Raw genomic sequence first — 21,063 nt, 5'->3', positions numbered from 1 at the left:
AACGCGGTCTACCGTGGACGTACCCCACCGGCCACCGTCGTCCGAAGGCCCACCCCCGCCCTCGTGTGAACAGGAGCCCCGTGTCGCGGCGTGCTGTACCCCTCTGGCTCGCTCATGCCTTCCGTGCCCAGCGCGGTCCCGTTCCCTGGAGTGCCGTGTGCCGGGGTGCGCTCGCCGCCGGGCCGCTGCTGCTGGCCGGGATGCTCGGCGGGCAGACGGCCTCCGGAGTGCTCGCCGCCATCGGTGCGATGCTCGCCGGCATCAACGACCGGCCCGGCAGCCGGCGAGCGTCCGTGAAGCGGCTCGGGGTGCCCGCGCTGGCCGGGGCACTGGGGCTGTTCCTCGGCACGTGCGCCGGGCAGGGGCTCGCCGCCGTACCGCTGACCCTCGCCCTCACCACGCTGGGGCTGGTCGCCGGCGGTGTCAGCGCGGTCGGGCCCGTCGCCTCCGCCGCCGGCACCCAGCTGCTCGTCACCGCGGCCATCGGCGCCGGGATGCCCGCGGCCGAGAGCGGCTGGCAGCGGGCCCTGGTCTTCCTGGCCGGCGCCGGCTGGCTGCTGGCGCTGCGCCTGGCCCTGCCCACCCCCGGTTCGATCGCCGGTGACTTCCGGTTCGACGGCGAGCGGGACGCCGTCGCCGGGGTGTACGACGCCATCGCGGCTCTCCTCGACGCCGTGGGCGGGAAGGACGCCACCGCCCGGCGGGCCGTGCTGACCGCCGCGCTCGACCACGCCCAGGACGCCCTCGCCGGACCCCGGCTGCGCCGGTACACCGGTTCCGCCGCCGAACGACGGCTGCACGCCCGGTTCGCGGCGGCCCTGCCCCTGGCCGAGGCCGCCACCGCCCTGTACTGGGCGGGAGAGGCCGTGCCGGCGCGGGCGGCGCAGGGACCCCGGCGGCTCGCCGCCGCCGTCCGAGGCGACAGAGGCACCGGCCCGCTGCCCGCACCGCACCGGTCGGCGCCCGCGCTGCGCGCCCTGGACGACGCCCTGTTGCAGGCCGCCGACGCCTTCGACCGGGGCGACGGCGCGCACCGCGGGCTGCTCGGCCGCCGCCGCGGCTTCCGGCAGGCCCTGCGGTCCGCGCTGGGCACCGGCGGGCGCGAGTACGGGCTGCGTGTCGCCCTCTGCTTCGGCGCCAGCGCCGCCATCGCCCAGGCCCTGCACCACGCCCGCTGGTACGGACAGCACGAGCACTGGTACTGGCTGCCCGCCACCACCGTCTTCCTCGTCAAGCCCGACCTCGGCCCGCTCGCCTCACGGGTGCTGTGCCGGGCCGCCGGGACCGTGCTCGGCGCCCTGGTGTTCGCCGCTCTCGCCCCGCTGCTGCCCCGCCCCGCCGGGCTGGTCGCGCTGGTGGCGGTCTGCGGCGCGGTCATCCCGGTCGCCACCCGGCACTTCGCGGCGCTCACCGCCGCCGTCACCGTCCTCGTCCTCGCCCTGGTCATGGCCGGCGGGGAGCCGCAGGCCTCGGTCAGCCGGATCGGCGAGACCCTGCTGGCCTGCGCGCTCGTGCTGGTCGTGGGGCATCTGCCGATGCCGGGGGAGCGGGGCGGCGGGGTACGGGCCCGGCTCGCCGCGGCCGGCAGCGCCGCCGACGCCTACCTCGTACACGTCCTCGGCGAGTCCGGCGACCGCGCCGAGCGGTGGGCGCTGCGCCGGGAGGCCTACCGGACCCTCGCCGAGGCCCGGACCGCCATCGCCCACGCCGCCGCGGAACTGCCCGCCCTCGCCCGCCACACGGAGGGCACGGACGCCGTCGCCGAAGTGCTCGAACGGCTCGTGGACACGACCACGGCCTGCGCGGTCCACCTCGACGAGACCGGCCGGCTCACCCCCCGCCACCTGCGCCGCCTCCGGGATGCGCTGGGTGAGCTGGAGCGGCGGGGGATGCGGGTACCGGTGCGGGCGGCGGCTGCCGCGTAGCGGAATTCGCCCGGCGGGTCGCGCGGCGGTGGTACGACCTTGCCCTCGCCGGGCCCCTCGGCACCGACCTCCTCATCGCCCACGGCATCCTCACCCTCGAAGTGCCCGCAGCCCCCACGGGAGCTGACGGACCGGCTGCCCGCGCCGACCGCGCGCGACCAGGGGCCGTGCCGCAGAAGCACGGCAGCCGAGCCCCCTCCTGGCCGAAAGCCGGGCGGGAGTTGGCCGGAAAATCCTCCGTCCCGCGCGATGAGTTCCGCTGCCGCCGGCGGTCACCACCCTGAACCGACCGTCGGACAGGAGGACTCATGTCGTACCCGGAGATCGTCTCGCGCGAGCAGTGGCGCGCGGCGCGCGAGGAGTTGCTGCGCAAGGAGGGGGCGGTCAGACGGGCGCGCGAGGCACTGGGCTCCGAGCGGCGGCGGCTGCCCATGGTCGAGGTCGACCCGGAGTACGTCTTCGAGGGCGGCGACGGCAAGGCCACCCTGCTCGACCTCTTCGAGGGGCGGGCCCAGCTCGTCGTCCACCACTTCATGTTCGCCCCGGAGTGGGAGACCGGCTGTCCGTGCTGCGCGGCCTTCCTGGACCAGGTCGGCCACCTGGCCCACCTGCGCGCCCGGAACACCTCCTTCGCGGCCGTCTCCCGGGCACCGTTCACCCGCATCCTGCCGTTCAAGGCGCGGATGGGCTGGGCGGTGCCCTGGTACTCCTCGGCGCACAGCGGCGACGACGGCGACCGCGACCGCCGCTCCGGCCGCGAGCGTGACGTCGACCGCGACGTCAACCGCGACGTCAACCGTGACTTCAACCGTGACTTCGAGGCCACGGTCGAGGCGGACGGCGAACTGGTCGAGCGCCCGGGGCTCAGCTGCTTCCTGCGCGACCACGACCGGGTCTTCCACACCTACTCGGTGTTCGACGACGGGCTGGACGGACTGGGCACCACCTCGGCCCTGCTCGACCTGACCGCACTCGGCCGCAGCCCGGCCGGAAGCGAGCGGCTCCGGCTGCATGACGAGTACGAGTACTGAGACGTGGTGATACCGGAGGTGCGGACGCTGACACGCATGGTGCGGTTCCGGATGCGGAGCGTGCGGTTCGTGTCACAACGTGAGCGGATCCTCACGGTCCGCGCCGACCTGGTTCCGACAAGGTCTCAGTCCCGTCACTGACCGAGCCGTTTCCCCTCTCCAGGGCGTTAACTCCCTACACGTACGACGCTTTCTGGAGGTGCGAGATGGTGAACGGGCGAACGGTGCTCGAACGCTTTCCCGCCGGTGGTCCCCGGGGCTCCTGGCCCGCGGAGGAGTTCGCGCACGCCCGGCGGCTCGAAGGGCTGCCCGCCGAGGTCGTCATGGACCTCGCGACGGACGCCTTCCTCGTGATCGTCCGCGGCGGCGAGATGGCCGAATGAGTGCTGCCGGGGCGGCTCAGCCCGGCTCCGGCGCCGGCACCCGCGCCGTGAACTGCCGCGCCTGGAGGGAATACAGCTCCGCGTAGACACCGCCCCTGGACAGCAGCTCCTCCGGAGTGCCGGACTCCACCAGGCGCCCGTGCTCCAGCACGTGCACCAGGTCGGCATGCCGGACCGAGGCCAGCCGGTGGGTGATCAGGACGACCGTCTGCCCGCCGCCCGCCAGCGCCCGGATCTTCTCGAACACCTCCAGCTCGGCCCGCGCGTCCAGCGCCGCCGTCGGCTCGTCCACGATCAGGATGCTCCCGCGCCGGTAGGCGGCCCGTGCGATGCCGAGCCGCTGCCACTGGCCGCCGGACAGCTCGTGTCCGCCGCTGAAGTTCCGGGCCAGCAGGGTGTCCAGGCCGCGCGGCAGATCGGTGACCACGTCCTCGGCGCCCGCCTCGGCGATCGACGTGGCCAGCCGTTCCTCGGTCATCGGCGCGGTGGAGCGGCCGACGGCCACGTTCACCCGGGCGGTGAACGGCCATCGCTTGAAGTCCTGGGCGACCATCGCGATGCGCTCGGCGAGCAGCCGCCGGTCGGCTCGGGCCGCGTCGACGCCGTCCCACAGGATCCGGCCCCGGTCCGGTGTGTACAGCCCCGCGAGCAGCTTGACCAGCGTGGTCTTGCCCGAGCCGTTCTCACCGACGAGGGCGATGATCCGGCCCAGGGGGAGGGTGAGGGTGACGTTGTCGAGGGCGGGGCGGGGGACGGTCGCGGCCGGGGCGGCCCCGTGGTCGCGGGCCGGGTGCCGCTCGGCCGGAGGCTCGTCGTGCGGGTAACTGAAGGTGACGTTCTCGAAGCGGATCTCCTTGGGGTCCTCGGGGAGAGGTTCGCCGCCCGCCGGGATGGCCCGCTCGGCCGCCTCGGCGTACAGCCGCTGGAGATCGCCGACGAAGAGAGCCTCCTCGTGCAGCTGGTTGACCTCCAGCACCAGCGTGTCGAGGCTCGCCGCACCCGTGCGGATCGCGATCACCGCCGTACCGGCCACCGCCAGGGCCATCGTGCCCGACAGCAGCAGCGCGCCCAGCGTCGCGTACGTGGCGAGGGTCGCCAGGCCCGTCCAGGCCGCGGCGATCAGACCGGTCCGCGCGGCCAGCCGGGACAGCCGGGCCTGCTCCGCCTCCGCGGTCTCCGACATGGACCGGAAGTGGCGCAGCAGGAACGGGCCCACACCGTGCACCCGGATCTCGGGCGCGGCGGCCGGCTCGGTGAGCAGGCTGCTGATCAGCTGACCGGCCCGCGCGTGCTGGACCCAGGTGTGGAACGACTCGTAGCGGCGCCGGGCGTTGGTCAGCGCGCTCCAGGCGCTGGGCAGGGTCATGGTGACCAGCAGGGGCAGCAGCGCCGGGTGCAGCACGGTGAGCACGCCCGCCGCGGCGACCAGCGAGATCATCGCGTTGATCACCCGGGTGCTGTAGCCGATCATGTGCCGGGCGGACCGGGCGCCGTACTGGGCCGTGTCCAGCAGCTTGTGGAAGGCGTGGTCCTCGATCGCGGCCAGCTCGACGTTCGCCGCCCGCTCCAGGTACAGCTCGGTCGCCACCCGCTCCACCTTGGGTTCCAGCCGTCCGGTGGCGTAGACGGAGGCGGCCCGCAGCAGCGCGGCGACCAGGGTCACGGCGGCCATGACGACGAGGGCGGGGGCGGCCGCGCGCAGCCGCTGCTCGATGCCGGGGCCGGTGAGCAGCTTGCCGAGCGCGTTGTTCACGGCCAGCAGGCTCACCGCCTGGGCCACGCCCCGGCCCGCCTCGGCGGCCAGCACCACCCGCGCGGCCCGCGCGTCCGCCTGCCGGGCCAGCCGGAGACTGGACGACAGCATGCCGGGCAGCCGGGTCAGCATCGCCCGGAAGGACAGCGTGAGGAAGGCGTCCGCATGCTGGTTCCAGCCCATGTCGTACCGCAGCGGGCCGCCGAACAGCAGCCGTTCCGACGCCGACACCACCGGCTCGGACGCCTCCCGCTTCTTCCTCACCGTGACCTCCCGCGCCCCGACGGAACGGCCACTATTCCGGCCGGGACCCCGGCTCGGCAGGGCGCGAGCGGACGTACGAGGGGCGCGGAGGGAGCACGATCCGCGTGAGCGGCGCGGTGCGCGGGCGGTGGGAGGCGTGTGGCCCCTGGCCGAGACCGGGGCCGGGGGACTGGCGGACCCGGGGGACCGGGCGGTACGGATCGGCGGCCGGACTGGCCGGGCGGCGACGGCTACGCCGAGACCGCCCGCGACCAGTCCGGCGCCGTTCCCGTCGCCCGGCACAGGGCCAGGTACAGCGGGATCGGCGGGGTGTACGGAACCGTGCCCTCCGGGCGATGGATGAGCCGGACGGTGCCGGTGACCAGGGCGCCGACGGCGTAGCGGGCCGGGGACGGCCAGGGCAGGGCGTAGTCGGAGTCCGACGGAACGATCCACCACCATTGGGAACCGTCGGCGTACACGCATCCCAGCCGTGGCAGCCGGGGTACGACGAGCGGACCGAGGCGGTCGGGCACGGCGACGGCGTCGCAGCCGAGCGGGGTCGTCATGCCGTCCGGCAGGGACAGGCGGTGGGCCGGATCAGGGGCCGGGCGCCGGCGTTGCAGCCGTACCAGCGTGTCCAGGCCGATGGCGTGCTCCTGGCCGGAACCGCCGCCACCGGGCCGCCCGCCGGTCACGGCCGCTCCCTGTGCAGAGGGGACGCCGGCGCGCGGTGCGGGGCCTGGTCCGGTACCGGGGGCCGGTGCTGCTCCGGGTGCGCGGCGTGCGGGTGCTGTCCCGCCACCCCATGGCCGTGCTGCTCGGGCAGCCGGTGCGTCGGTTGCCCGGCGGGGAGGTGCCTGAGGTGCCCCGGCTCCCCCCGCTCGTGCGGCCCGGGAGCACCTGGCCCGAGCGCACGCGGCCCGAGCTGCCCAAGCGCCCCGGACCCGAGCACACCCGGGCCGAGCTGCCCGGTCGCCCCGGGCCCGAACCGCCCCGCCTTCCCCGGCCCGTTCAGCCGAGGAGTCCGCCGTTCCTGCTCCGGTACGGCGTCCCGGCGGTGCTCCCTGGCCGCGTCCCCGTGCTGCCCGAAGGCCACGTCGGGGCGGCCCTCCCGTACGGCGTCCCGGTGCTGCCCGAAGGCGACGTCCCTCCGCTCCCCGGAGGCCGCAGCCGCGTCCCGGCGTCCCTCCGGTACGGCCTCCCCGTGCTGCCCCGGTGCCGTGACCCGTCGCTCGTCCCGCGCCGCCCGCCCACTCGCCTCGGCCGGCCGGTCGTTGTCGGAGTCGCCCGGGCGGCCCGGCTTGGGGCGGGCGCCCCAGCCCAGGTCGTCGCGCGGCTCGGCGGCGTCCTGCGCGGCGGTGTCGCCCTGCCGGGGCAGCTCCGCCCAGACGAGCAGGCCGGGGCCGTGCTCCTGGGCACCCCAGGCCCGGCACAGCGCGTCGACGAGGAGCAACCCCCTCCCGTGCTCCTCGTCGGGTCGCTGTGGAGAAGGGTGGGGTTCGCCAGGAGCACAGCCCTCGTCACGTACGGCTATGCGCACCATGTCGTCGTGGTCGTGCAGCTCGCACACGACCCGGCCGCTCGCGGTGTGCACGATCGCGTTGGTGACCAGCTCGGATACGACCAGGGCGGCGCTGTCGCAGGTGTCCGCGCACACCGCCCAGCCGGACAGCCGGGCGCGCGTCAGGCGTCTGGCCTGGGCGACGGAGCCCGGATGTGCGGGCAGTTCGAAGCGGAACCTGCGCTCGGCAGTGCCCCCCGGGGAGGTCGCCGCCTCCCCCGCGTTCGAACCGGCTCGCGCGGGGGAACCCGCAGCGGCGCCGAGACCGGGACGGTCTGCGGCGGCGTCTGTTCCTAAAGGCGCGGACGGAATCACGCCTGCCACTATCGCCCTGCCACGGACACTTGGCAAGAGTCACTCTGAAAATTGCAGAGTGCTGTGTGACTCGGTCAGGGCACGTGGCAGACTGCTCGCAACAGCACGTCGCGCGGCGCCAATTGGAGTCCTCGGAGGTCCGGCCCGGTCTTCGAATGAACTTTCGAGCGGCGCCGCAGGGCTGTCAGCGAACTTTCGGTGGAGGTGGGAGCGTGAGCGAACCGCGGTCCGCGCCGACGGTGGGCCAGGTGGTCCTCGGCCGGCGCCTGCTGGACCTGCGGGAACGCGCCGGACTGAAGCGCGAGGAGGCCGCCCGCGTCCTCCGTGTCGCCCCCGCCACCGTCCGCCGCATGGAGACGGCCGAGGTCTCCCTCAAGATCCCGTACCTCCAACTGCTGCTGAAGGCCTACGGCGTCCCCGACGACGAGGCCGAGATCTTCGTCCAGCTGGCCGAGGAGGCGAACAAGCCCGGCTGGTGGCAGCGGTTCCACGACATCCTGCCGGGCTGGTTCTCGATGTACGTCAGCCTGGAGGGCGCGGCCGGCCTCATCCGCTCCTACGAGCCGCACTTCGTCCCCGGTCTGCTGCAGACCGAGGACTACGCGCGCGGGGTGCTGAAGTCCGGTGCCGTCGGCCAGACGAGCCCGGAGGACATCGAGCGGCACGTCGCGCTGCGCATGCAACGCCAGCAACTGCTCACCCGTCCCGACGCCCCCCGCTTCTGGGTGGTGATGGACGAGACCGCCCTGCGCCGCCCGGTCGGCGGACCGGAGGTGATGCGCGCGCAGATCGACAAGTTGCTCCAGGCCACGGAGTTGCCCCATGTGACGCTCCAGGTCGCCCCGTTCGCCCACGGGCCGCACCCGGGCACGTACGGGCCCTTCGTGCTGTTCCGATTCGCCATGCCGGAACTGCCCGACATGGTCTACAGCGAGTACCTGACCGGCGCCGTCTACCTCGACGCGCGCACCGAGGTGGCGACCCACCTGGAGGTCATGGACCGCATGGCGGCGCAGGCCGCTACTGCACAACGCACGAAGGAGATCCTCCGGGATCTCCGCAAGGAGCTGTGAATGGATCGCATCAAGCCGCGCGGACACGTCTACAACGGCATGCCCGCGCGGGAGTTGGGAAGCGAGGGGTGGCACAAGCCCTGGAGCGGCGGCAACGGCGGGAACTGCCTGGAGGCGATGAAGCTGGCCGACGGGCGGATCGCCGTACGCCAGTCGACCGACCCGGACGGGCCGGCCCTGATCTACACCACGGCGGAGATGACCGCGTTCATAGAAGGCGCCAAGGCAGGGGAGGCCGATTTCCTGCTGTCCTGACGTCGGCGTGTGTTGTTTCTGACCCAACTCCCTCACTGTGAAAGCACGTTGCTGATCGACCCCGTTTGACGCCCGCGCAGTGCGGCGTGACGGGACGGAACCCGACGGCCGCCCGGTTCGACACCGGCGAGCCGCGTCCCGCGCGGGCGTACGACTGGTATCCCGGCGGCAAGGACAACCACTCCGTCGACGAGGCGATGGGCCGGCAGATGCCGGCCCTCGACCCCCGGGTGCCGGTGACCATCCGGTCGACCGCGCGTTCCTGCACCGCGTCACGCGCCGGCCGGCCCAGCAGGGCGTACGGCGGCTCCTGGACATCGGTACCGGCCTACCCACCGAGCCGAACCCGCACCAGGTCGCCCGGCGGCGCCCGGCGCGTCGCGGACCTGGACCGGCCGGTCGCCCTGCCGCACTTCCTTCCGACGAGGACGGAGCGCACGCCGCGCTTCCGCGAGGCCGGTCAGGCCGCGCGGGAACCCGGTCTACGGCTTGCGGGCCACCGCCCCGCAAGCGGGGATCATGCCGTTGTCCTGGCCCGGGAACGGTTCCTGCTCACTCCGGCGGCAGCACCCCGCACAGCGCTTCCAGCGCGGCCCCGTAGACGTGTTCGGCCGGGGCCGCGTAGCCCACCACCAGGCCGTCGCCGGCATCCGTAGGACTCCGTGGATGCCGGAACGCGGCCAGACCGTCGAGCGCCACGCCCTGCCACACGGCGGCCTTCACCGTCGACCGCTCCGTGCCGGGCGGCAGCCGCAGCAGCGCGTGCAGCCCGGCCGCGATCCCCGTCACCTCGATGTGCGGCGCCCGCGCGGCAAGCGCCGCGACGAGCCGGTCCCGCCTGCGCCGGTACCGCTGCCGCATACGCCGCACATGACGGTCGTACGACCCACAGGCGACGAAGTCCGCGAGAGCCAGCTGGTCCAGCACGCTCGCCCACCCCTCCCGCTCGCCCTTCGCCGCCAGCACCGGCTCCACGCACCGCTGCGGCAGGACCATCCAGCCCAGCCGCAGCGCCGGCGACAGGCTCTTGCTGACCGACCCGATGTGGATCACCCGCTCCGGATCGAGCCCCTGCAACGCGCCGACGGGCCGGCGGTCGTAGCGGAACTCGCCGTCGTAGTCGTCCTCCAGCACCACCGCCCCCCGCGCGCGTGCCCAGTCGATCACCGCCGCCCGGCGCTCCGGGTGCAGCGGGCCGCCGGTCGGGAACTGGTGCGCGGGCGTCAGCAGCACCGCCCGCTCGCGCCCCAGCGCGTCCACCCGCGCCCCGTGCTCGTCCAGCGGCAGCGGTACGGTGCGCACGCCCGCCGCCGCGAGCAGTTCCCGGTGGAAGCCCAGCCCGTACCCCTCCACGCCCAGCGGACCGCGCACCACCCCGCCCGCACCCGCCCCGTCCCGGACGCCCCGGCCGAAGAGAAGCCGCAGCGCGTGCGCGAAACCCGAGCAGATCACGATCCGGTCCGGCTCGGTACGCACCCCCCGCGCGCGAGCCAGGTACTCCGTCAGCGTCTCGCGCAACTCGCGGCGCCCGGCGGGATCGCCCGGCCCGAACGCCTCGCTCGGCGCCGTCTGCAAGGCCCGGCGGTACGAGGCCGCCCACGCCGCACGCGGAAAGGCCGACGCGTCCGGCGCCCCCTGCCGCAGGTCGTGCACCGGCCCCCGTGCGCGCGGGGGTACCTCGACGGGCGTTCTTACGGTGTCGCGCAGCGGCCCGGCCCGCTCCGCCACCCGCGTCCCGGAACCCTGCCGGGCGGTCAGCCAGCCCTCGGCGACCAGCTCGGCGTAGGCGTCGGCCACCGTGTTGCGGGCCACCCCCATGTCCGCGGCGAGCGACCGGTACGGCGGCAACCGGGCGCCCGGCGCCAGCCGTCCGCTGCGCACGGCCTCGCGCAGAGCCCTGGTCAGCGCCGCCCGCCGGCCACCCGGACCCGACAGCTCCAGATGCAGGTCCGCACCGATCCGCTCCGCGGAATTGACCCACGATTCCGTCATGGAAATGCACCCTACTGCCGGTCTTTTCGGTCCCTAGGCTGGAGACATGACGACGAACACGGCCACCGCGACCGCCGCCCCCACCTCCACCGTCGACCTCCCGCACGGCATCGCCCCGGCCGGGGCCACCCGTACCCGCCTGGACTTCGCGAAGGCCGCCCCGAAGGTGTTCCGGGCGCTCGTCGGCCTGGACGCCGCCGCCCGCCAGAGCCTCGAACCGGCCCTGGCCGAACTGATCCAGATCCGCGCCTCCCATCTCAACCGCTGCGCCTACTGCCTGCACATGCACACCAACGACGCCCGCAAGGCCGGCGAGAACGAGGACCGGCTGCACATGGTCGCCGTCTGGCGCGAGGCCCGGCACTTCTTCACCCCGAGGGAACAGGCCGCCCTCGCCCTGACGGAGGCGGTGACCCTGGTCGCCGACGGCGGTGTCCCCGACACCCTCTACGCCGAGGCCGCCGCACACTTCGAGGACCAGGAACTGGCCCACGTCCTGTCGCTGATCCTCACGATCAACACGTGGAACCGCGTGGCCCTGGCCACGGGAAAGATCGCGGGCACCGACGAACGCGCCGCCGGCTGAGGGCAGCTCCCGCCGGTCCCCGGCCGCACCCGCCTCTGTGCGGCTCCCCGTCGGTGTGTCAGACCACCATCGGCCGGTCCGTGGGCCGGATCGGGGCCGGCAGCCGGGAACTCCCCGTCAGATAGCGGTCCACGGCGGCCGCGACCGCCCGGCCCTCCGCTATCGCCCACACGATGAGCGACTGCCCGCGCGCCGCGTCCCCCGCGGCGAACACCCCCGGGGCGTTGGTCGCGAAACCGTCGTCCCGGGCGATCGTGCCGCGCGGCTGCAACGCCAGCCCCAACTGCTCGATGAGACCGTCCTCCTGGTCCGGCCCGGAGAACCCGAGGGCGAGCAGCACCAGGTCGGCGGGGAGCGTCCGCCCGGTACCCGGCACCGGACGCCGCTGCTCGTCGACCTCCACCAGGTGCAGCGACCGTACGTTCCCCCTCTCGTCGCCGGTGAAGCGGAGCGTGGACGCCGCGAACAGCCGCGCGTCCGCGTCCGCCGCCGGCGCCGTCCGCAGGTCCCGCGCCTCCTCGTGCGCGGCCGACAGCCGGTAGACCTTCGGGTACGTCGGCCACGGCTCGGCGTCGTCGTCGCGCTCCCCACCCGGCTGTGCGTAGATGTCCAGCTGGGTCACGGACGCGGCCCCCTCGCGCACCGCGGTGCCCAGACAGTCCGCCCCGGTGTCCCCGCCGCCGACGATCACGACGTGCCTGCCGGCGGCCGACAGCGGCGACACCTCCAGATCCCCCTCGCACACGCGGTTGGCCAGCGGCAGGTACTCCATCGCCTGGTGTATCCCGTTCAACGCACGGCCCGGCACCGGGAGTTCCCGCCACGCCGTCGCACCCGTGGCGATCACCACCGCGTCGTACCGGGACCGCAGCTCGGCCGCCGGGACGTCCCGTCCGACCGCCGTCGACGTGCGGAACTTCGTCCCCTCGGCCCGCATCTGCTCGATCCGCCGCTCCAGGTGCCGCTTCTCCATCTTGAACCCGGGGATGCCGTACCGCATCAGCCCGCCGATCCGGTCGTCCTTCTCGTACACCGCCACCGTGTGTCCCGCCCGGGTCAGCTGCTGCGCCGCGGCCAGCCCGGTGGGCCCGGAACCGATGACGGCGACCGTCTTCCCGGACAGCCGCTCGGGCGGCCGGGGAGGCGTGAAACCCTCCTCCCACGCCCGGTCGGCGATCGCGCACTCGACGTTCTTGATGGTGACGGCCGGCTGGTTAATCGCCAGCACGCACCCCGCCTCGCACGGCGCCGGACACAGCCGCCCGGTGAACTCCGGGAAGTTGTTCGTGGCGTGCAGCCGGTCGCTCGCCGACCGCCAGTCCTCCCGCGCGACCAGGTCGTTCCACTCCGGGATGAGATTGCCCAGCGGGCAGGCCTGGTGGCAGAACGGGACGCCACAGTCCATGCAGCGGTCGGCCTGCTTGCTGATGATGGGCAGCAGCGCGCCCGGGACGTACACCTCGTCCCAGTCCCGCACCCGCTGCTCCACGGGCCGCCGCGGCCACTCCTGGCGCGGCGTGGTCATGAACCCCTTGGGATCGGCCATGGCGTCTTCCTCGCGTACGGGCAGCGGAGGCACCGGGTGAACGAAGGGCCGTGCGTCATCGGGCGGCGCTCTTGCGGCCACGATACGTCTCCGCGGGTGCCCGCGCAGAGTGGCGGACAGCGCTTTCTCCCAGGGTGCGCGGCTGGGGCGGCTCAGGCGAGGGCCAGTATGTAGAACAGGGCCGCCGCGGCGGAGGCGACCGTCCGGACGTGGTTCCAGAACGTCCACTCGCGCACATACGCCGGCCAGTACACCGCGGCCTCCACCGCCCCCGGGGTGAGCCGCGCCAGCCGGTCGTTGCGGGGCACGTTCGCGACGACCGTCAGCCCGAACGAGCCGGCCAGGTACAGCGTGCTGCCCAGCAGCAGTTCCGCCTTCCCCTCCTCGGGCCACACCACGAACGTCACCACCGCGATCAGCGCGCACAACGCCGCCGACCCGGCGAACACGGTCATGAAGGCCGGCCGCACCGCCGCGACGTTGATCGCGTTCATCGCCGCCACCCCCTGCGCGGGCGGCAGCGCCGCGAGCCCCCGCATCACGAAGGTCGAGAACCCGCAGAAGACCCCGGCCACCAGCCCGGTCCCGAGAACGCCCACCACGACCAGCACGAAGAACGGCCCGCCGATCATCCGCACACCCCCATTTCCGTCCCGGCCGGACCGCAGCCCGGCACCGATCCCTCTCACCCGTCACCGCACCCCATCCGCCCACGGGCGCGCCCTGGCCACTCACACAACTCCCACGCCTCCGTCCGGGTAGGGGTGAGCGCTGGGGGCGTCCGCCAGCAGGGCGAGGCACCCCGCCGGCGCGGGCAACCGTCGCCGGGCCCGGCCGAGGCCCGCTTCACACGAGCCTGCGCGGACGCCGGTGGCCCCGCAAGCGCCAACCGGGACCGCCCCGCCCACGTTCACCCCCAGCCCGTTTCTCAACCCACGTCCTCCTCACCGGCCTCCTGCCAGGCCCGCAGCACGCTCTCCACCGTCCCCGCGATCCGCCGCCGCGCCTCGTACCGGGGGACCCCGCTCATCAGGAGCCGGTCGTACGCCGTGTCCCCATGCCGCACGCCCGCCACGACCGCCGAGATCACCGCCCCTTCGGTCAGTGCACGTCCGGCCGCGCTGCGACCCACCCGTCCACTGCCCCGCACCGACGCGTGAGCCGCGATGGCGCGGGCCCGCTCGGCGGGGCAACCGGGGAACAGCCGAAGTATCTCGGCCGCGAACGCCGCCGCGAACCGCTCGTCCTCCGCCGCCCGGCGCCGCGCGTCCCGCGCCCGCCGCCGGCGCCGGGCCTCGGCGTCCGCCAGGCAGCGGGCCTCGGCCCGGGCCAGCGCGGCCTCCTGCACGAGCATGCCCTGGCGTTCGTATCGGCTCTTGCGCCGGTTGAACCGCACGACCACCACCGACAGCCCGCTCTCCTCACGCGACCTGCGCGTCAGGGCCGTGTCGCCGCGCGGCAGGAACACCAGGTGGCCGAGGTCGGCGCAGTCCAGGCAGCGCGGCGCCCCGTCCTCCAGCACCAGCAGCGACAGCGGACCGCGCCGGCAACCGGCACACCGCCTGCGCTTCAGCGGCTGGATGGCGACAAGACGACCGGGGGAGTGGGGAGTTGCGGGAAGCGCCATACGCGGTACCTTCCCCGTCACCGCCCACGGCTCCCCCGCCCGCCCACGGTCCTTCCCCCCCGGGTCAGTCCCCTCTGCGTACGCCCTCCTGCCCCACCTCTCGGAACTACCTCTTCTCCTCCAAGTAGTTGAACACCGACACCCGCTTCCGGTGCCGCACCGGTCGCTCGATCTCGTCGACCACCGCGACCGCGAGGTCCGCGTACGACAGCCATGGCTCAGGACCGCCGTCCGGCAGCCGCTCTCCGCCGACGCGGTACCGCCCCGTCCGCACACCGCCGTGCTCCAGGTACCCGGCGGGCGTCAGCATCACCCAGTCGACGGGCCCGTCCCCGCGCTCCCGCAGCCGGTGCAGGCCGGCCGTGTGCGCCAGCGCGAACGGCCGGATCGCCGGGGGGAACGCGCCCGGGTCGTCCATCACCGGCCGCCCGTCCGCGCCGAGCAGGTTCGCCCCGAGACCCACGGCGACGAGCCGGCCCACGCCGGCCGCGGCGAGTCCTACGAGCAGTGCGTCGGCCGCCTTCACGAAGAACCCGGGGTCGAGCGTGTCGAAACCCTGCTCCGGTCCGCTGAACGGCGAAACGGCGTGCACGGCCCCGGCATGCCCGGCGGCGGCCCCCGTGACCGACCGGAGATCGGTGACATCGCCCCGTACGACCGTGACACCCTCCGCTCCGAGATCCGGATATCTCGCCGGATCCCGCACCACGGCCGTCACCGCGTACCCACGCGCCCGTGCCTCGGCCGTCACCGCCCGACCGGCCCGGCCCCCCGCACCGAAGACCACGATCCCGCTCATCCCGACCTCCAAGTCCCGCGCGGTCGCCCGCGATAGGACCAGGACGTTAGAGACCGGACGCCCGGTTACCGCAACGGAATCGGCGCTACCCTCGACGGATGACCGACGCGACGGCCCACGACCGTGCCGCACCTCTCGATCCCGGCATGTTCCACCCCCTCTGTCCGTCGTCCGCCATGCCCTTCCGGGTCGGCGACAAGTGGTCCGGCATGGTGATCCGCTGTCTCCAGGACGGCCCACGCCGCTTCGGTGAACTGCGGGTCCCGCTCAGGGCCGTCACACCCAAGGTCCTCAGCGAGACCCTGCGCGCCATGGAGCGCGACGGCCTGGTGACCCGTACCGCGTACGACGAGAACCCGCCCCGCGTCGAGTACGCCCTCACTCCCCTCGGTCGCACCCTCATTCCCCTCCTCGACGCCGCCCGCACGTGGAGCGAGACGCACCTCCCCGCCCTGCTCGCGGCCCGCCGCGCGGCCGGACGGCCCGCCTGACGCCGGCACCCGCGCCGCTCTCCTCCGCCACCCGGCATCATGGGGCGTGTGCGACTGGAAGCGATCACCTGGGAACGGCTGGCCGAGCGGCTCGCCGACCGGCTGGCCGGCGCGGAACCGTCCGACGGCGCCGCCTGGCAGCGCGTCGGCTTCGACGGGGCCCCGGCCGCCCGTCCGGGAGACCTCGCCACGCGCGTCGGCGAGGCGCTGCGGGTGCGTGGCCGGCCCTCGCTCGTGATCGGCACCGAAGGCTTCCTGCGGCCCGCCTCGCTCCGCCTGGAGCACGGCCGGCGCGACGCGGAGTCGTATTACAACGGATGGTTCGACACGGGCGCCCTGTGGCGGGAGGTCTTCGGGCCGCTCGACCCCGGAGGCACCGGGCGGATCCTGCCCGACCTGTGGGATCCGGCCACGGACCGGGCCACCCGCAGCCCCTACGTCCCACTCCCGCCCGGCGGCATCCTGTTGCTCCACGGCCCCCTCCTGCTGCGCCACTGGTTCCCCTTCGACCTGACCGTGCACCTCCTCCTCTCCCCGGGCGCCCTCCGCCGCCGTACGCCCGAGGCCGACCACTGGACCCTCCCCGCCTTCGAGCGCTACGAGGCCGAGACCGACCCGGCCGGCACGGCGGACGTCCTGGTGCGAGCCGACGACCCGCGCCACCCCGCCTGGAGCGGCTGATCCGGAAGCGCCGTCCGGAGACCCGGCCGCCCTGATCACAGTGGGAACCGGCACCGCGTAGACCGGCCCCGGCAGCCCGCCGATCCCCGCTGTCGCCCTCGCTCAGAGCCAGCCGTTGCGCCGGAAGCCCCGGTACACCGCCAGACACGCCCCCGCCGTCACGGCCATGATCAACGGGTAGCCGAACCGCCAGTGCAGCTCCGGCATGTGCTCGAAGTTCATGCCGTACACCCCGCACACCATCGTCGGCACGGCGATCACCGCGGCCCAGGCCGTGATCTTCCGCATGTCCTCGTTCTGCGCCACCGTCACCTGCGCGAGATGTGCTTGCAGGATGGAGTTGAGCAGCTCGTCGAACGCGGCGATCTGTTCCTTGGCCCGGATCAAGTGGTCGAGCACATCCCGGAAGTACGTCTGTATCTCCGGGGCGACGACCCGTATCGGCCGGGTCGCCAGGTCCTCCAGCGGGCGCCCCAGGGGCACCACCGCCCGCTTCAGCTCCAGCAGTTCGCGTTTCATCTGGTAGATGCGGCCCGCGTCCAGACGCGCGCCGTTCTCCGAGAACACGTCGGTCTCGACCTGGTCGATGTCGGCCTGCACCGCGTCCGTGACGCTGAGGTAGTCGTCCACCACATGGTCGGCGATCGCGTGCAGCACGGCCGCCGGTCCCTTGGCCAGCTGGTGCGGGTCCGCCTCCAACTCCTCGCGCAGCGGCCCCAGCGAGCCGTGCCGGCCGTGCCGCACCGTGATCACGAAGTCCTCGCCGGCGAACACCATGATCTCGCCGGTGTCCACCACCTCACTGGTCGCCGTCAGCTGCTCGTGCTCCACGTAACACACGGTCTTGAACACCGCGAAGAGCGTGTCGCCGTAGTGCTCCAGCTTCGGCCGCTGGTGTGCCTCGATCGCGTCCTCCACCGCCAGCGGATGCAGGTCGAACAGCTCGGCGATTCCGGTGAACTCACGGTCCGTCGGCTCGTGCAGCCCGAGCCAGACGAAGCCTTCGCCGGTCTTGCGCACGAGCCGTACGGCATCCACCAGGTCGGCGCACCCGGGCACGCGCACGCCGTCCTGATACGTCACGCAGTTCACCACCGACGAGCCCAGCGGCGACCTGGCGGGATGGCTCAGGTCCACGCGCGGCCGGCGCCGGGCCAGCCGCGCCACCCTGCGCAGGCCGCCGACCCTGCCCAGCCCCGTGACCTTCCGCAGATTCCCTGCCATGGACATCTGGATCTCCCCGTGTGGATCTCCTCATGCGACGCTTCCGCGCCTTGCCCGGCAAGTCTGCCAGTCCCGGGCAAAGCGCGGGCAAGCCTGTGGGAACAGGGAGTTCCGCTTTGTTCCCGCCTGTGGACGAAGGGGCGACCGAGCCGGGCGGGCCGGCTGACCGGGATGATGGGAGCATGGCGCGCTCCGACGGATACCTCCTGGACAACCGGCAGAACGAGGCGGGCGAACGCTTCGACGCCTTCACCGCCCTCTTCGACCCCACGACCTTCCGGCACCTCGAAAGACTCGGCGTCGGCCCCGGCTGGCGCTGCTGGGAAGTGGGGGCCGGCGGCCCCTCCGTCACGTCCTGGCTCGCCGGGAAAGTGGGACCGGCCGGTCAGGTCGTCGCCACCGACATCGACACCTCCCGGCTCACCGCCGCGGACCGCCCGCCGGTGGAGATCCGCGTCCACGACGTGGGCGCCGAGGAGCCGCCCGGCAAGGACTTCGACCTGGTCCACGCCCGGCTCGTCCTCGTGCACGTACCCGACCGGGAACGGGCGCTGCGGAACATGATCAAAGCCCTGCGGCCCGGCGGACACCTGCTGATCGAGGACGCCGACCCCGCCCTCCAGCCCCTGGCCTGCCCCGACGAGTACGGCCCCGAGCAGCGGCTCGCCAACCGGCTGCGCCAGGGCTTCCGCAAGCTGCTCGCCGACCGCGGCGCCGACCTCTCCTACGGCCGCAAACTCCCGCGGTTGCTCCGCGAGGCCGGACTGCACGGAGTCCAGGCCGACGCGTACTTCCCCGTGGCCTCGCCCGCCTGCACCGCCCTGGAGGCCGCGACGGTCCGTCAGATCCGCGGCCGGCTCGTCGCCGCCGGCCTGGCCACCGACGCGGAGATCGACGAGCACCTGGCCAACGTGGAGACCGGCCAGATGGACCTGACCACGGCGCCGATGATCTCGGCGTGGGGGCGCAAGAGGTAGCCGGGGCAGCGGGCAGCCGCGGCCGCCGGACCGTTTCGACGACCGCCGGCTCCACGCGCGTGCGGCCGCCGCCGCCCACAGGTCACGGTTCGCTTGCCTGCTTACACGGCCCGGCATCCGGCAGAGGGCGTGACCGGGCCACCACTCGCAGGCATCCGGCAGAGGGCGTGACCGGGCCACCGCTCGCAGGCCGCCGCAGCTGGCGAGGCGGCCGGCACGCACCCGTCCGCTCAGCCTCCGTCCTCCGGACGCGGTGGTCTGCCGCCCACTCGCCCGACCGCCTCCGCACCCGCCCGGCAGCCCCGTGCCGCGGCTTCCTCCGGGGCCGCGCCCGCGAGGAGGGCGGCCAGGAACGCGCCGGTGAAGGCGTCACCCGCGCCCGTGGTGTCCCGGGGGTCCGCCGGCACGGCCGGAACCCGGACCGGCACGGCGCCGGAACGGGCCACCAGTGCTCCCTCCGCGCCCGCCTTGGCCACCACCAGCGGTACGAGACGGCTCAGCTTCGCCGCCGCGTCCGCCGCATCCGGCAGCCCGGTCAGCAGACAAGCCTCGTCCCGGCTGGGCAGCAGCACGTCCAGCCCCTCGGCGAACGCCAGGAAGCGGTCCACCCCCAGCTCGACCAGGAAACCGGCGGAGGCCGGGTCCAGGCTGACCGGCACACCGCGCGCGCGTGCCGCCGCGAGCGCCGTCTCCGCGAGCGCCCGGCTCGACCCGGTGAACAGCAGATAGCCCGACAGATGCAGCCGGGCCACCCCGTCGAGCAGCGCGTCCGACCAGTCGGCGGGGCCCAGCCGCAGGGATGCCCCGCTGTCCGTCAGGAACGTCCGCTCGGCCGCCGCACCCGTGTCGACGAGGCAGATCACGGTGCCGGTCGCTGCCTCCCGGTCCACCACGAGCCGGGGCCGCACCCCGGCCGCGACCAGCTCCCGCTCGTGCCACGCGACGGCGTCCGTGCCCACCCGCCCCAGCAGCCGTACGTCCGCGCAACCCGCGTGGGCGGCCCAGCAGGCCACGTTGGCGCCCGCGCCGCCCGGCAGCCTCCGGATCACGGCGGCCGTGTCGGTGCCGGCCGCGAGAGGCCCCCGGTGCCGGGCGATCACGTCCGTGACCACGTCGCCGACGACCAGCAGCGCGCCGTTCCGCCCGGCGGTCACCCCCTGGCCCACGCCGAGGAGATCCGCGCCGCGAGCCGGACGTTCCCGCGCACCGCCGCCAGGTTGGCGCTCAGCGAGGCACCGTCCGTGTGCCGGACCAGGTGGTCCAGCAGGAACGGGGTCACCGCCTGCCCCGTGACACCCTGCTCCGCGCAGGCGCGCAGCGCGTCGGCGAGTACACGCGCGTGCAACTCGGGATCCAGTTGTTCCGCCTCCGGGACCGGGTGGGCGACGATCAGCGCGGAGTCCGGGGCGTCCAGCGCGTCCTGGGCGCGCATGACAGCGGCGACCTGCTCGGGAGTGTCCAGCCTCCAGTCGACCGGATGCCCCGAGTCCGACAGGTAGAAGCCGGGGAACCGGTCGGTGCCGTACCCGGCGACGGCCACGCCCAGTGTCTCCAGTCGCTGCAGCGTCGCCGGTACGTCCAGGATCGACTTCACGCCCGCGCACACCACCGTGATCCGGGTCCGCGCCAGCAGTCCCAGGTCGGCCGACTCGTCCTGGGTCACGGTCCACTCCCGGTGCACCCCGCCGAGCCCACCGGTGGCGAACACCCGCACCCCCACGAGGGAGGCCAGCTGCGCCGTCGCCGACACGGTCGTCGCCCCGCTCGCCCCCGCCGCCACGGCGAGCGGCAGGTCACGATGGCCCAGCTTGCGGATGCCGTCCTCGTTGGCGACCCGCTCCAGCTGGTCCTTGTCCAGGCCGACCCGGGGCCGCCCGTCCAGCACGGCGATGGTCGCCGGCACGGCACCCTCCCGCCGCACCGCCTCCTCCAGCTCCAACGCCACCTGCAAGTTCCGCGGGCGGGGCAGACCGTGCGCGATGATCGTGGACTCCAGAGCCACCACCGGCCGCCCCGCGTCGATCGCCTCCCGGACTTCTTCCGACACCACCAGCACCACGTGCCCGCCTCCTGTCCGTCGGTCCTTCCTAGTCTCTGGCGGGTGCCGGCCGCGGATAAACGCTTGTGACCCGTCATGGGGGCCGCCAGCCTGGTGCACATGAGGAACAACACCACGCGCCTCGACCACGTCGTCCTGTGGGTGGCCGACCCGGTCGCCGCGGCAGCCTTCTACGAGACGGCCGTCGGCCTGGAGCCGGTCAGGGTCGCCGAGTACGCGGAGGGCACGGTGGCCTTCCCCTCCGTACGCGTCAACGAGGACACGGTCCTCGACCTCGCCCCGCACGGCTTCGCCGGGCAGATGAGGATGCTGCCCGGTTCCGCGGACAGCGCGGGCCACCCCGTCAACCACGTCTGCCTGTCACTGCCGGCCGAGGACTTCGACACCCTCAGGGACCGCCTGGAGGAACACGGCGTCCCCGTGTCGGGCATCGACCACGGTCTGTCCGGCGCCCGCGGCGACGCCACGCGCAGCTTCTACTTCCGCGACCCGGACGGCAACGTCTTCGAGGCCCGGCACTACGACGACTAGGGTCTTTC

At 74.1% G+C, this 21,063-nt stretch carries 20 protein-coding genes and 2 pseudogenes; 11 read left to right on the top strand and 11 right to left on the bottom strand.

Translation table 11 applies throughout. The features are described from left to right. Window positions 1-155: 155 nt before the first annotated feature. From ACZ5DC_RS22385 to ACZ5DC_RS22375, 3 genes are all read left to right on the top strand, one after another. The gene (locus tag ACZ5DC_RS22385; protein WP_468655248.1) at window positions 156-1,925 is read left to right on the top strand and encodes an FUSC family protein; all 1,770 of its coding nucleotides are present in this window, start codon (window positions 156-158) and stop codon (window positions 1,923-1,925) included. Between the two features lie 308 nt (window positions 1,926-2,233). Then, window positions 2,234-2,956, top strand: coding sequence for a DUF899 domain-containing protein (locus tag ACZ5DC_RS22380; RefSeq protein ID WP_468655246.1), 723 nt, complete (start codon window positions 2,234-2,236; stop codon window positions 2,954-2,956). 206 nt (window positions 2,957-3,162) lie between these two features. Then, window positions 3,163-3,339: a hypothetical protein gene (locus ACZ5DC_RS22375; RefSeq protein WP_366751343.1), complete on the top strand. Its 177-nt coding sequence runs from the start codon at window positions 3,163-3,165 to the stop codon at window positions 3,337-3,339. A gap of 16 nt (window positions 3,340-3,355) precedes the next feature. Here the strand turns inward: ACZ5DC_RS22375 and ACZ5DC_RS22370 are convergent, their stop codons facing one another. From ACZ5DC_RS22370 to ACZ5DC_RS22360, 3 genes and pseudogenes are all read right to left on the bottom strand, one after another. Next, a complete protein-coding gene (locus ACZ5DC_RS22370; protein WP_468655244.1) occupies window positions 3,356-5,356 on the bottom strand; it encodes an ABC transporter ATP-binding protein in 2,001 nt (666 codons plus the stop codon). 230 nt (window positions 5,357-5,586) lie between these two features. Further along, window positions 5,587-6,033, bottom strand: a complete 447-nt coding sequence (locus ACZ5DC_RS22365) for a hypothetical protein (RefSeq protein WP_468655242.1) — start codon at window positions 6,031-6,033, stop codon at window positions 5,587-5,589. Window positions 6,034-6,557: 524 nt separating this feature from the next. After that, window positions 6,558-7,223, bottom strand: a pseudogene (locus tag ACZ5DC_RS22360) (ATP-binding protein); the annotation flags it as partial. A 203-nt stretch (window positions 7,224-7,426) separates the two neighbouring features. On the opposite strand from ACZ5DC_RS22360, the gene ACZ5DC_RS22355 reads away from it, so the two are divergent. From ACZ5DC_RS22355 to ACZ5DC_RS22345, 3 genes and pseudogenes are all read left to right on the top strand, one after another. Continuing rightward, complete coding sequence (locus ACZ5DC_RS22355; protein ID WP_366751340.1) at window positions 7,427-8,287, top strand: helix-turn-helix domain-containing protein; 861 nt, start codon at window positions 7,427-7,429, stop codon at window positions 8,285-8,287. Beyond that, window positions 8,288-8,542, top strand: a complete 255-nt coding sequence (locus tag ACZ5DC_RS22350; protein WP_171157330.1) for a DUF397 domain-containing protein — start codon at window positions 8,288-8,290, stop codon at window positions 8,540-8,542. An 86-nt stretch (window positions 8,543-8,628) separates the two neighbouring features. Beyond that, window positions 8,629-8,906 (top strand): annotated as a pseudogene (locus ACZ5DC_RS22345) (SAM-dependent methyltransferase); the annotation flags it as partial. A 188-nt stretch (window positions 8,907-9,094) separates the two neighbouring features. On the opposite strand, the gene pdxR reads toward ACZ5DC_RS22345, so the two are convergent. Further along, entirely contained in the window at window positions 9,095-10,534 is a 1,440-nt protein-coding gene (gene pdxR, locus ACZ5DC_RS22340) for a MocR-like pyridoxine biosynthesis transcription factor PdxR (protein ID WP_468655239.1), read from the bottom strand. Between the two features lie 46 nt (window positions 10,535-10,580). Here pdxR and ACZ5DC_RS22335 point away from each other — a divergent pair, with 46 nt between their 5' ends. After that, window positions 10,581-11,120: a carboxymuconolactone decarboxylase family protein gene (locus ACZ5DC_RS22335; RefSeq protein WP_468655237.1), complete on the top strand. Its 540-nt coding sequence runs from the start codon at window positions 10,581-10,583 to the stop codon at window positions 11,118-11,120. Between the two features lie 58 nt (window positions 11,121-11,178). Here ACZ5DC_RS22335 and ACZ5DC_RS22330 read toward each other — a convergent pair whose 3' ends face one another. From ACZ5DC_RS22330 to ACZ5DC_RS22315, 4 genes are all read right to left on the bottom strand, one after another. Continuing rightward, complete coding sequence (locus tag ACZ5DC_RS22330) at window positions 11,179-12,666, bottom strand: glutamate synthase subunit beta (protein ID WP_468655235.1); 1,488 nt, start codon at window positions 12,664-12,666, stop codon at window positions 11,179-11,181. Between the two features lie 152 nt (window positions 12,667-12,818). Beyond that, on the bottom strand, window positions 12,819-13,298 hold the full coding sequence (locus ACZ5DC_RS22325) for an anthrone oxygenase family protein (RefSeq protein WP_468655527.1): 480 nt from the start codon (window positions 13,296-13,298) through the stop codon (window positions 12,819-12,821). 296 nt (window positions 13,299-13,594) lie between these two features. Next, a complete protein-coding gene (locus ACZ5DC_RS22320) occupies window positions 13,595-14,293 on the bottom strand; it encodes a DUF2293 domain-containing protein (protein WP_468655233.1) in 699 nt (232 codons plus the stop codon). A gap of 106 nt (window positions 14,294-14,399) precedes the next feature. Then, entirely contained in the window at window positions 14,400-15,092 is a 693-nt protein-coding gene (locus ACZ5DC_RS22315; protein WP_468655231.1) for an NAD(P)-dependent oxidoreductase, read from the bottom strand. Between the two features lie 98 nt (window positions 15,093-15,190). Here ACZ5DC_RS22315 and ACZ5DC_RS22310 point away from each other — a divergent pair, with 98 nt between their 5' ends. Both ACZ5DC_RS22310 and ACZ5DC_RS22305 read left to right on the top strand, forming a co-directional pair. Next, window positions 15,191-15,583 (top strand): winged helix-turn-helix transcriptional regulator, encoded by a 393-nt coding sequence (locus ACZ5DC_RS22310; RefSeq protein ID WP_468655229.1) that lies wholly within the window; start codon window positions 15,191-15,193, stop codon window positions 15,581-15,583. 39 nt (window positions 15,584-15,622) lie between these two features. Continuing rightward, a complete protein-coding gene (locus ACZ5DC_RS22305) occupies window positions 15,623-16,264 on the top strand; it encodes a nucleoside/nucleotide kinase family protein (protein WP_468655227.1) in 642 nt (213 codons plus the stop codon). A 102-nt stretch (window positions 16,265-16,366) separates the two neighbouring features. On the opposite strand, the gene ACZ5DC_RS22300 is transcribed toward ACZ5DC_RS22305, so the two are convergent. Then, window positions 16,367-17,494: a magnesium and cobalt transport protein CorA gene (locus ACZ5DC_RS22300; protein WP_468655225.1), complete on the bottom strand. Its 1,128-nt coding sequence runs from the start codon at window positions 17,492-17,494 to the stop codon at window positions 16,367-16,369. Between the two features lie 176 nt (window positions 17,495-17,670). Between ACZ5DC_RS22300 and ACZ5DC_RS22295 the strand changes: the two genes are divergently transcribed. Further along, window positions 17,671-18,465 carry a methyltransferase domain-containing protein gene (locus ACZ5DC_RS22295; protein ID WP_468655223.1) on the top strand — a complete coding sequence of 265 codons (795 nt, stop codon included), beginning with the start codon at window positions 17,671-17,673 and terminating at the stop codon, window positions 18,463-18,465. A gap of 230 nt (window positions 18,466-18,695) precedes the next feature. Here ACZ5DC_RS22295 and ACZ5DC_RS22290 read toward each other — a convergent pair whose 3' ends face one another. Continuing rightward, complete coding sequence (locus ACZ5DC_RS22290) at window positions 18,696-19,631, bottom strand: carbohydrate kinase family protein (RefSeq protein WP_468655221.1); 936 nt, start codon at window positions 19,629-19,631, stop codon at window positions 18,696-18,698. After that, window positions 19,616-20,524 (bottom strand): pseudouridine-5'-phosphate glycosidase, encoded by a 909-nt coding sequence (locus tag ACZ5DC_RS22285; RefSeq protein WP_468655219.1) that lies wholly within the window; start codon window positions 20,522-20,524, stop codon window positions 19,616-19,618. Before ACZ5DC_RS22285 ends, ACZ5DC_RS22290 begins: the two co-directional genes overlap by 16 nt. A 99-nt stretch (window positions 20,525-20,623) precedes the next feature. Here ACZ5DC_RS22285 and ACZ5DC_RS22280 point away from each other — a divergent pair, with 99 nt between their 5' ends. Further along, entirely contained in the window at window positions 20,624-21,055 is a 432-nt protein-coding gene (locus ACZ5DC_RS22280; protein WP_468655217.1) for a VOC family protein, read from the top strand. Window positions 21,056-21,063 lie beyond the last annotated feature (8 nt).

Source organism: Streptomyces sp. NPDC031445 (assembly GCF_055581365.1).
The sequence above is the reverse complement of the archived record's forward strand: the minus strand, read 5'-3'. Positions and strand labels throughout refer to the sequence as shown.

What these genes read in the sequence shown, in the direction of transcription:
- ACZ5DC_RS22315 (WP_468655231.1), bottom strand. Translation starts at nt 15,092, where the DNA reads ATGAGCGGGATCGTGGTCTTCGGTGCGGGGGGCCGGGCCGGTCGGGCG.
- ACZ5DC_RS22325 (WP_468655527.1), bottom strand. Translation starts at nt 13,298, where the DNA reads ATGATCGGCGGGCCGTTCTTCGTGCTGGTCGTGGTGGGCGTTCTCGGG.
- ACZ5DC_RS22295 (WP_468655223.1), top strand. Translation starts at nt 17,671, where the DNA reads ATGGCGCGCTCCGACGGATACCTCCTGGACAACCGGCAGAACGAGGCG.
- ACZ5DC_RS22350 (WP_171157330.1), top strand. Translation starts at nt 8,288, where the DNA reads ATGGATCGCATCAAGCCGCGCGGACACGTCTACAACGGCATGCCCGCG.
- pdxR (WP_468655239.1), bottom strand. Translation starts at nt 10,534, where the DNA reads ATGACGGAATCGTGGGTCAATTCCGCGGAGCGGATCGGTGCGGACCTG.
- ACZ5DC_RS22375 (WP_366751343.1), top strand. Translation starts at nt 3,163, where the DNA reads ATGGTGAACGGGCGAACGGTGCTCGAACGCTTTCCCGCCGGTGGTCCC.
- ACZ5DC_RS22310 (WP_468655229.1), top strand. Translation starts at nt 15,191, where the DNA reads ATGACCGACGCGACGGCCCACGACCGTGCCGCACCTCTCGATCCCGGC.
- ACZ5DC_RS22335 (WP_468655237.1), top strand. Translation starts at nt 10,581, where the DNA reads ATGACGACGAACACGGCCACCGCGACCGCCGCCCCCACCTCCACCGTC.
- ACZ5DC_RS22330 (WP_468655235.1), bottom strand. Translation starts at nt 12,666, where the DNA reads ATGGCCGATCCCAAGGGGTTCATGACCACGCCGCGCCAGGAGTGGCCG.
- ACZ5DC_RS22320 (WP_468655233.1), bottom strand. Translation starts at nt 14,293, where the DNA reads ATGGCGCTTCCCGCAACTCCCCACTCCCCCGGTCGTCTTGTCGCCATC.
- ACZ5DC_RS22305 (WP_468655227.1), top strand. Translation starts at nt 15,623, where the DNA reads ATGGGGCGTGTGCGACTGGAAGCGATCACCTGGGAACGGCTGGCCGAG.
- ACZ5DC_RS22300 (WP_468655225.1), bottom strand. Translation starts at nt 17,494, where the DNA reads ATGTCCATGGCAGGGAATCTGCGGAAGGTCACGGGGCTGGGCAGGGTC.
- ACZ5DC_RS22280 (WP_468655217.1), top strand. Translation starts at nt 20,624, where the DNA reads ATGAGGAACAACACCACGCGCCTCGACCACGTCGTCCTGTGGGTGGCC.
- ACZ5DC_RS22380 (WP_468655246.1), top strand. Translation starts at nt 2,234, where the DNA reads ATGTCGTACCCGGAGATCGTCTCGCGCGAGCAGTGGCGCGCGGCGCGC.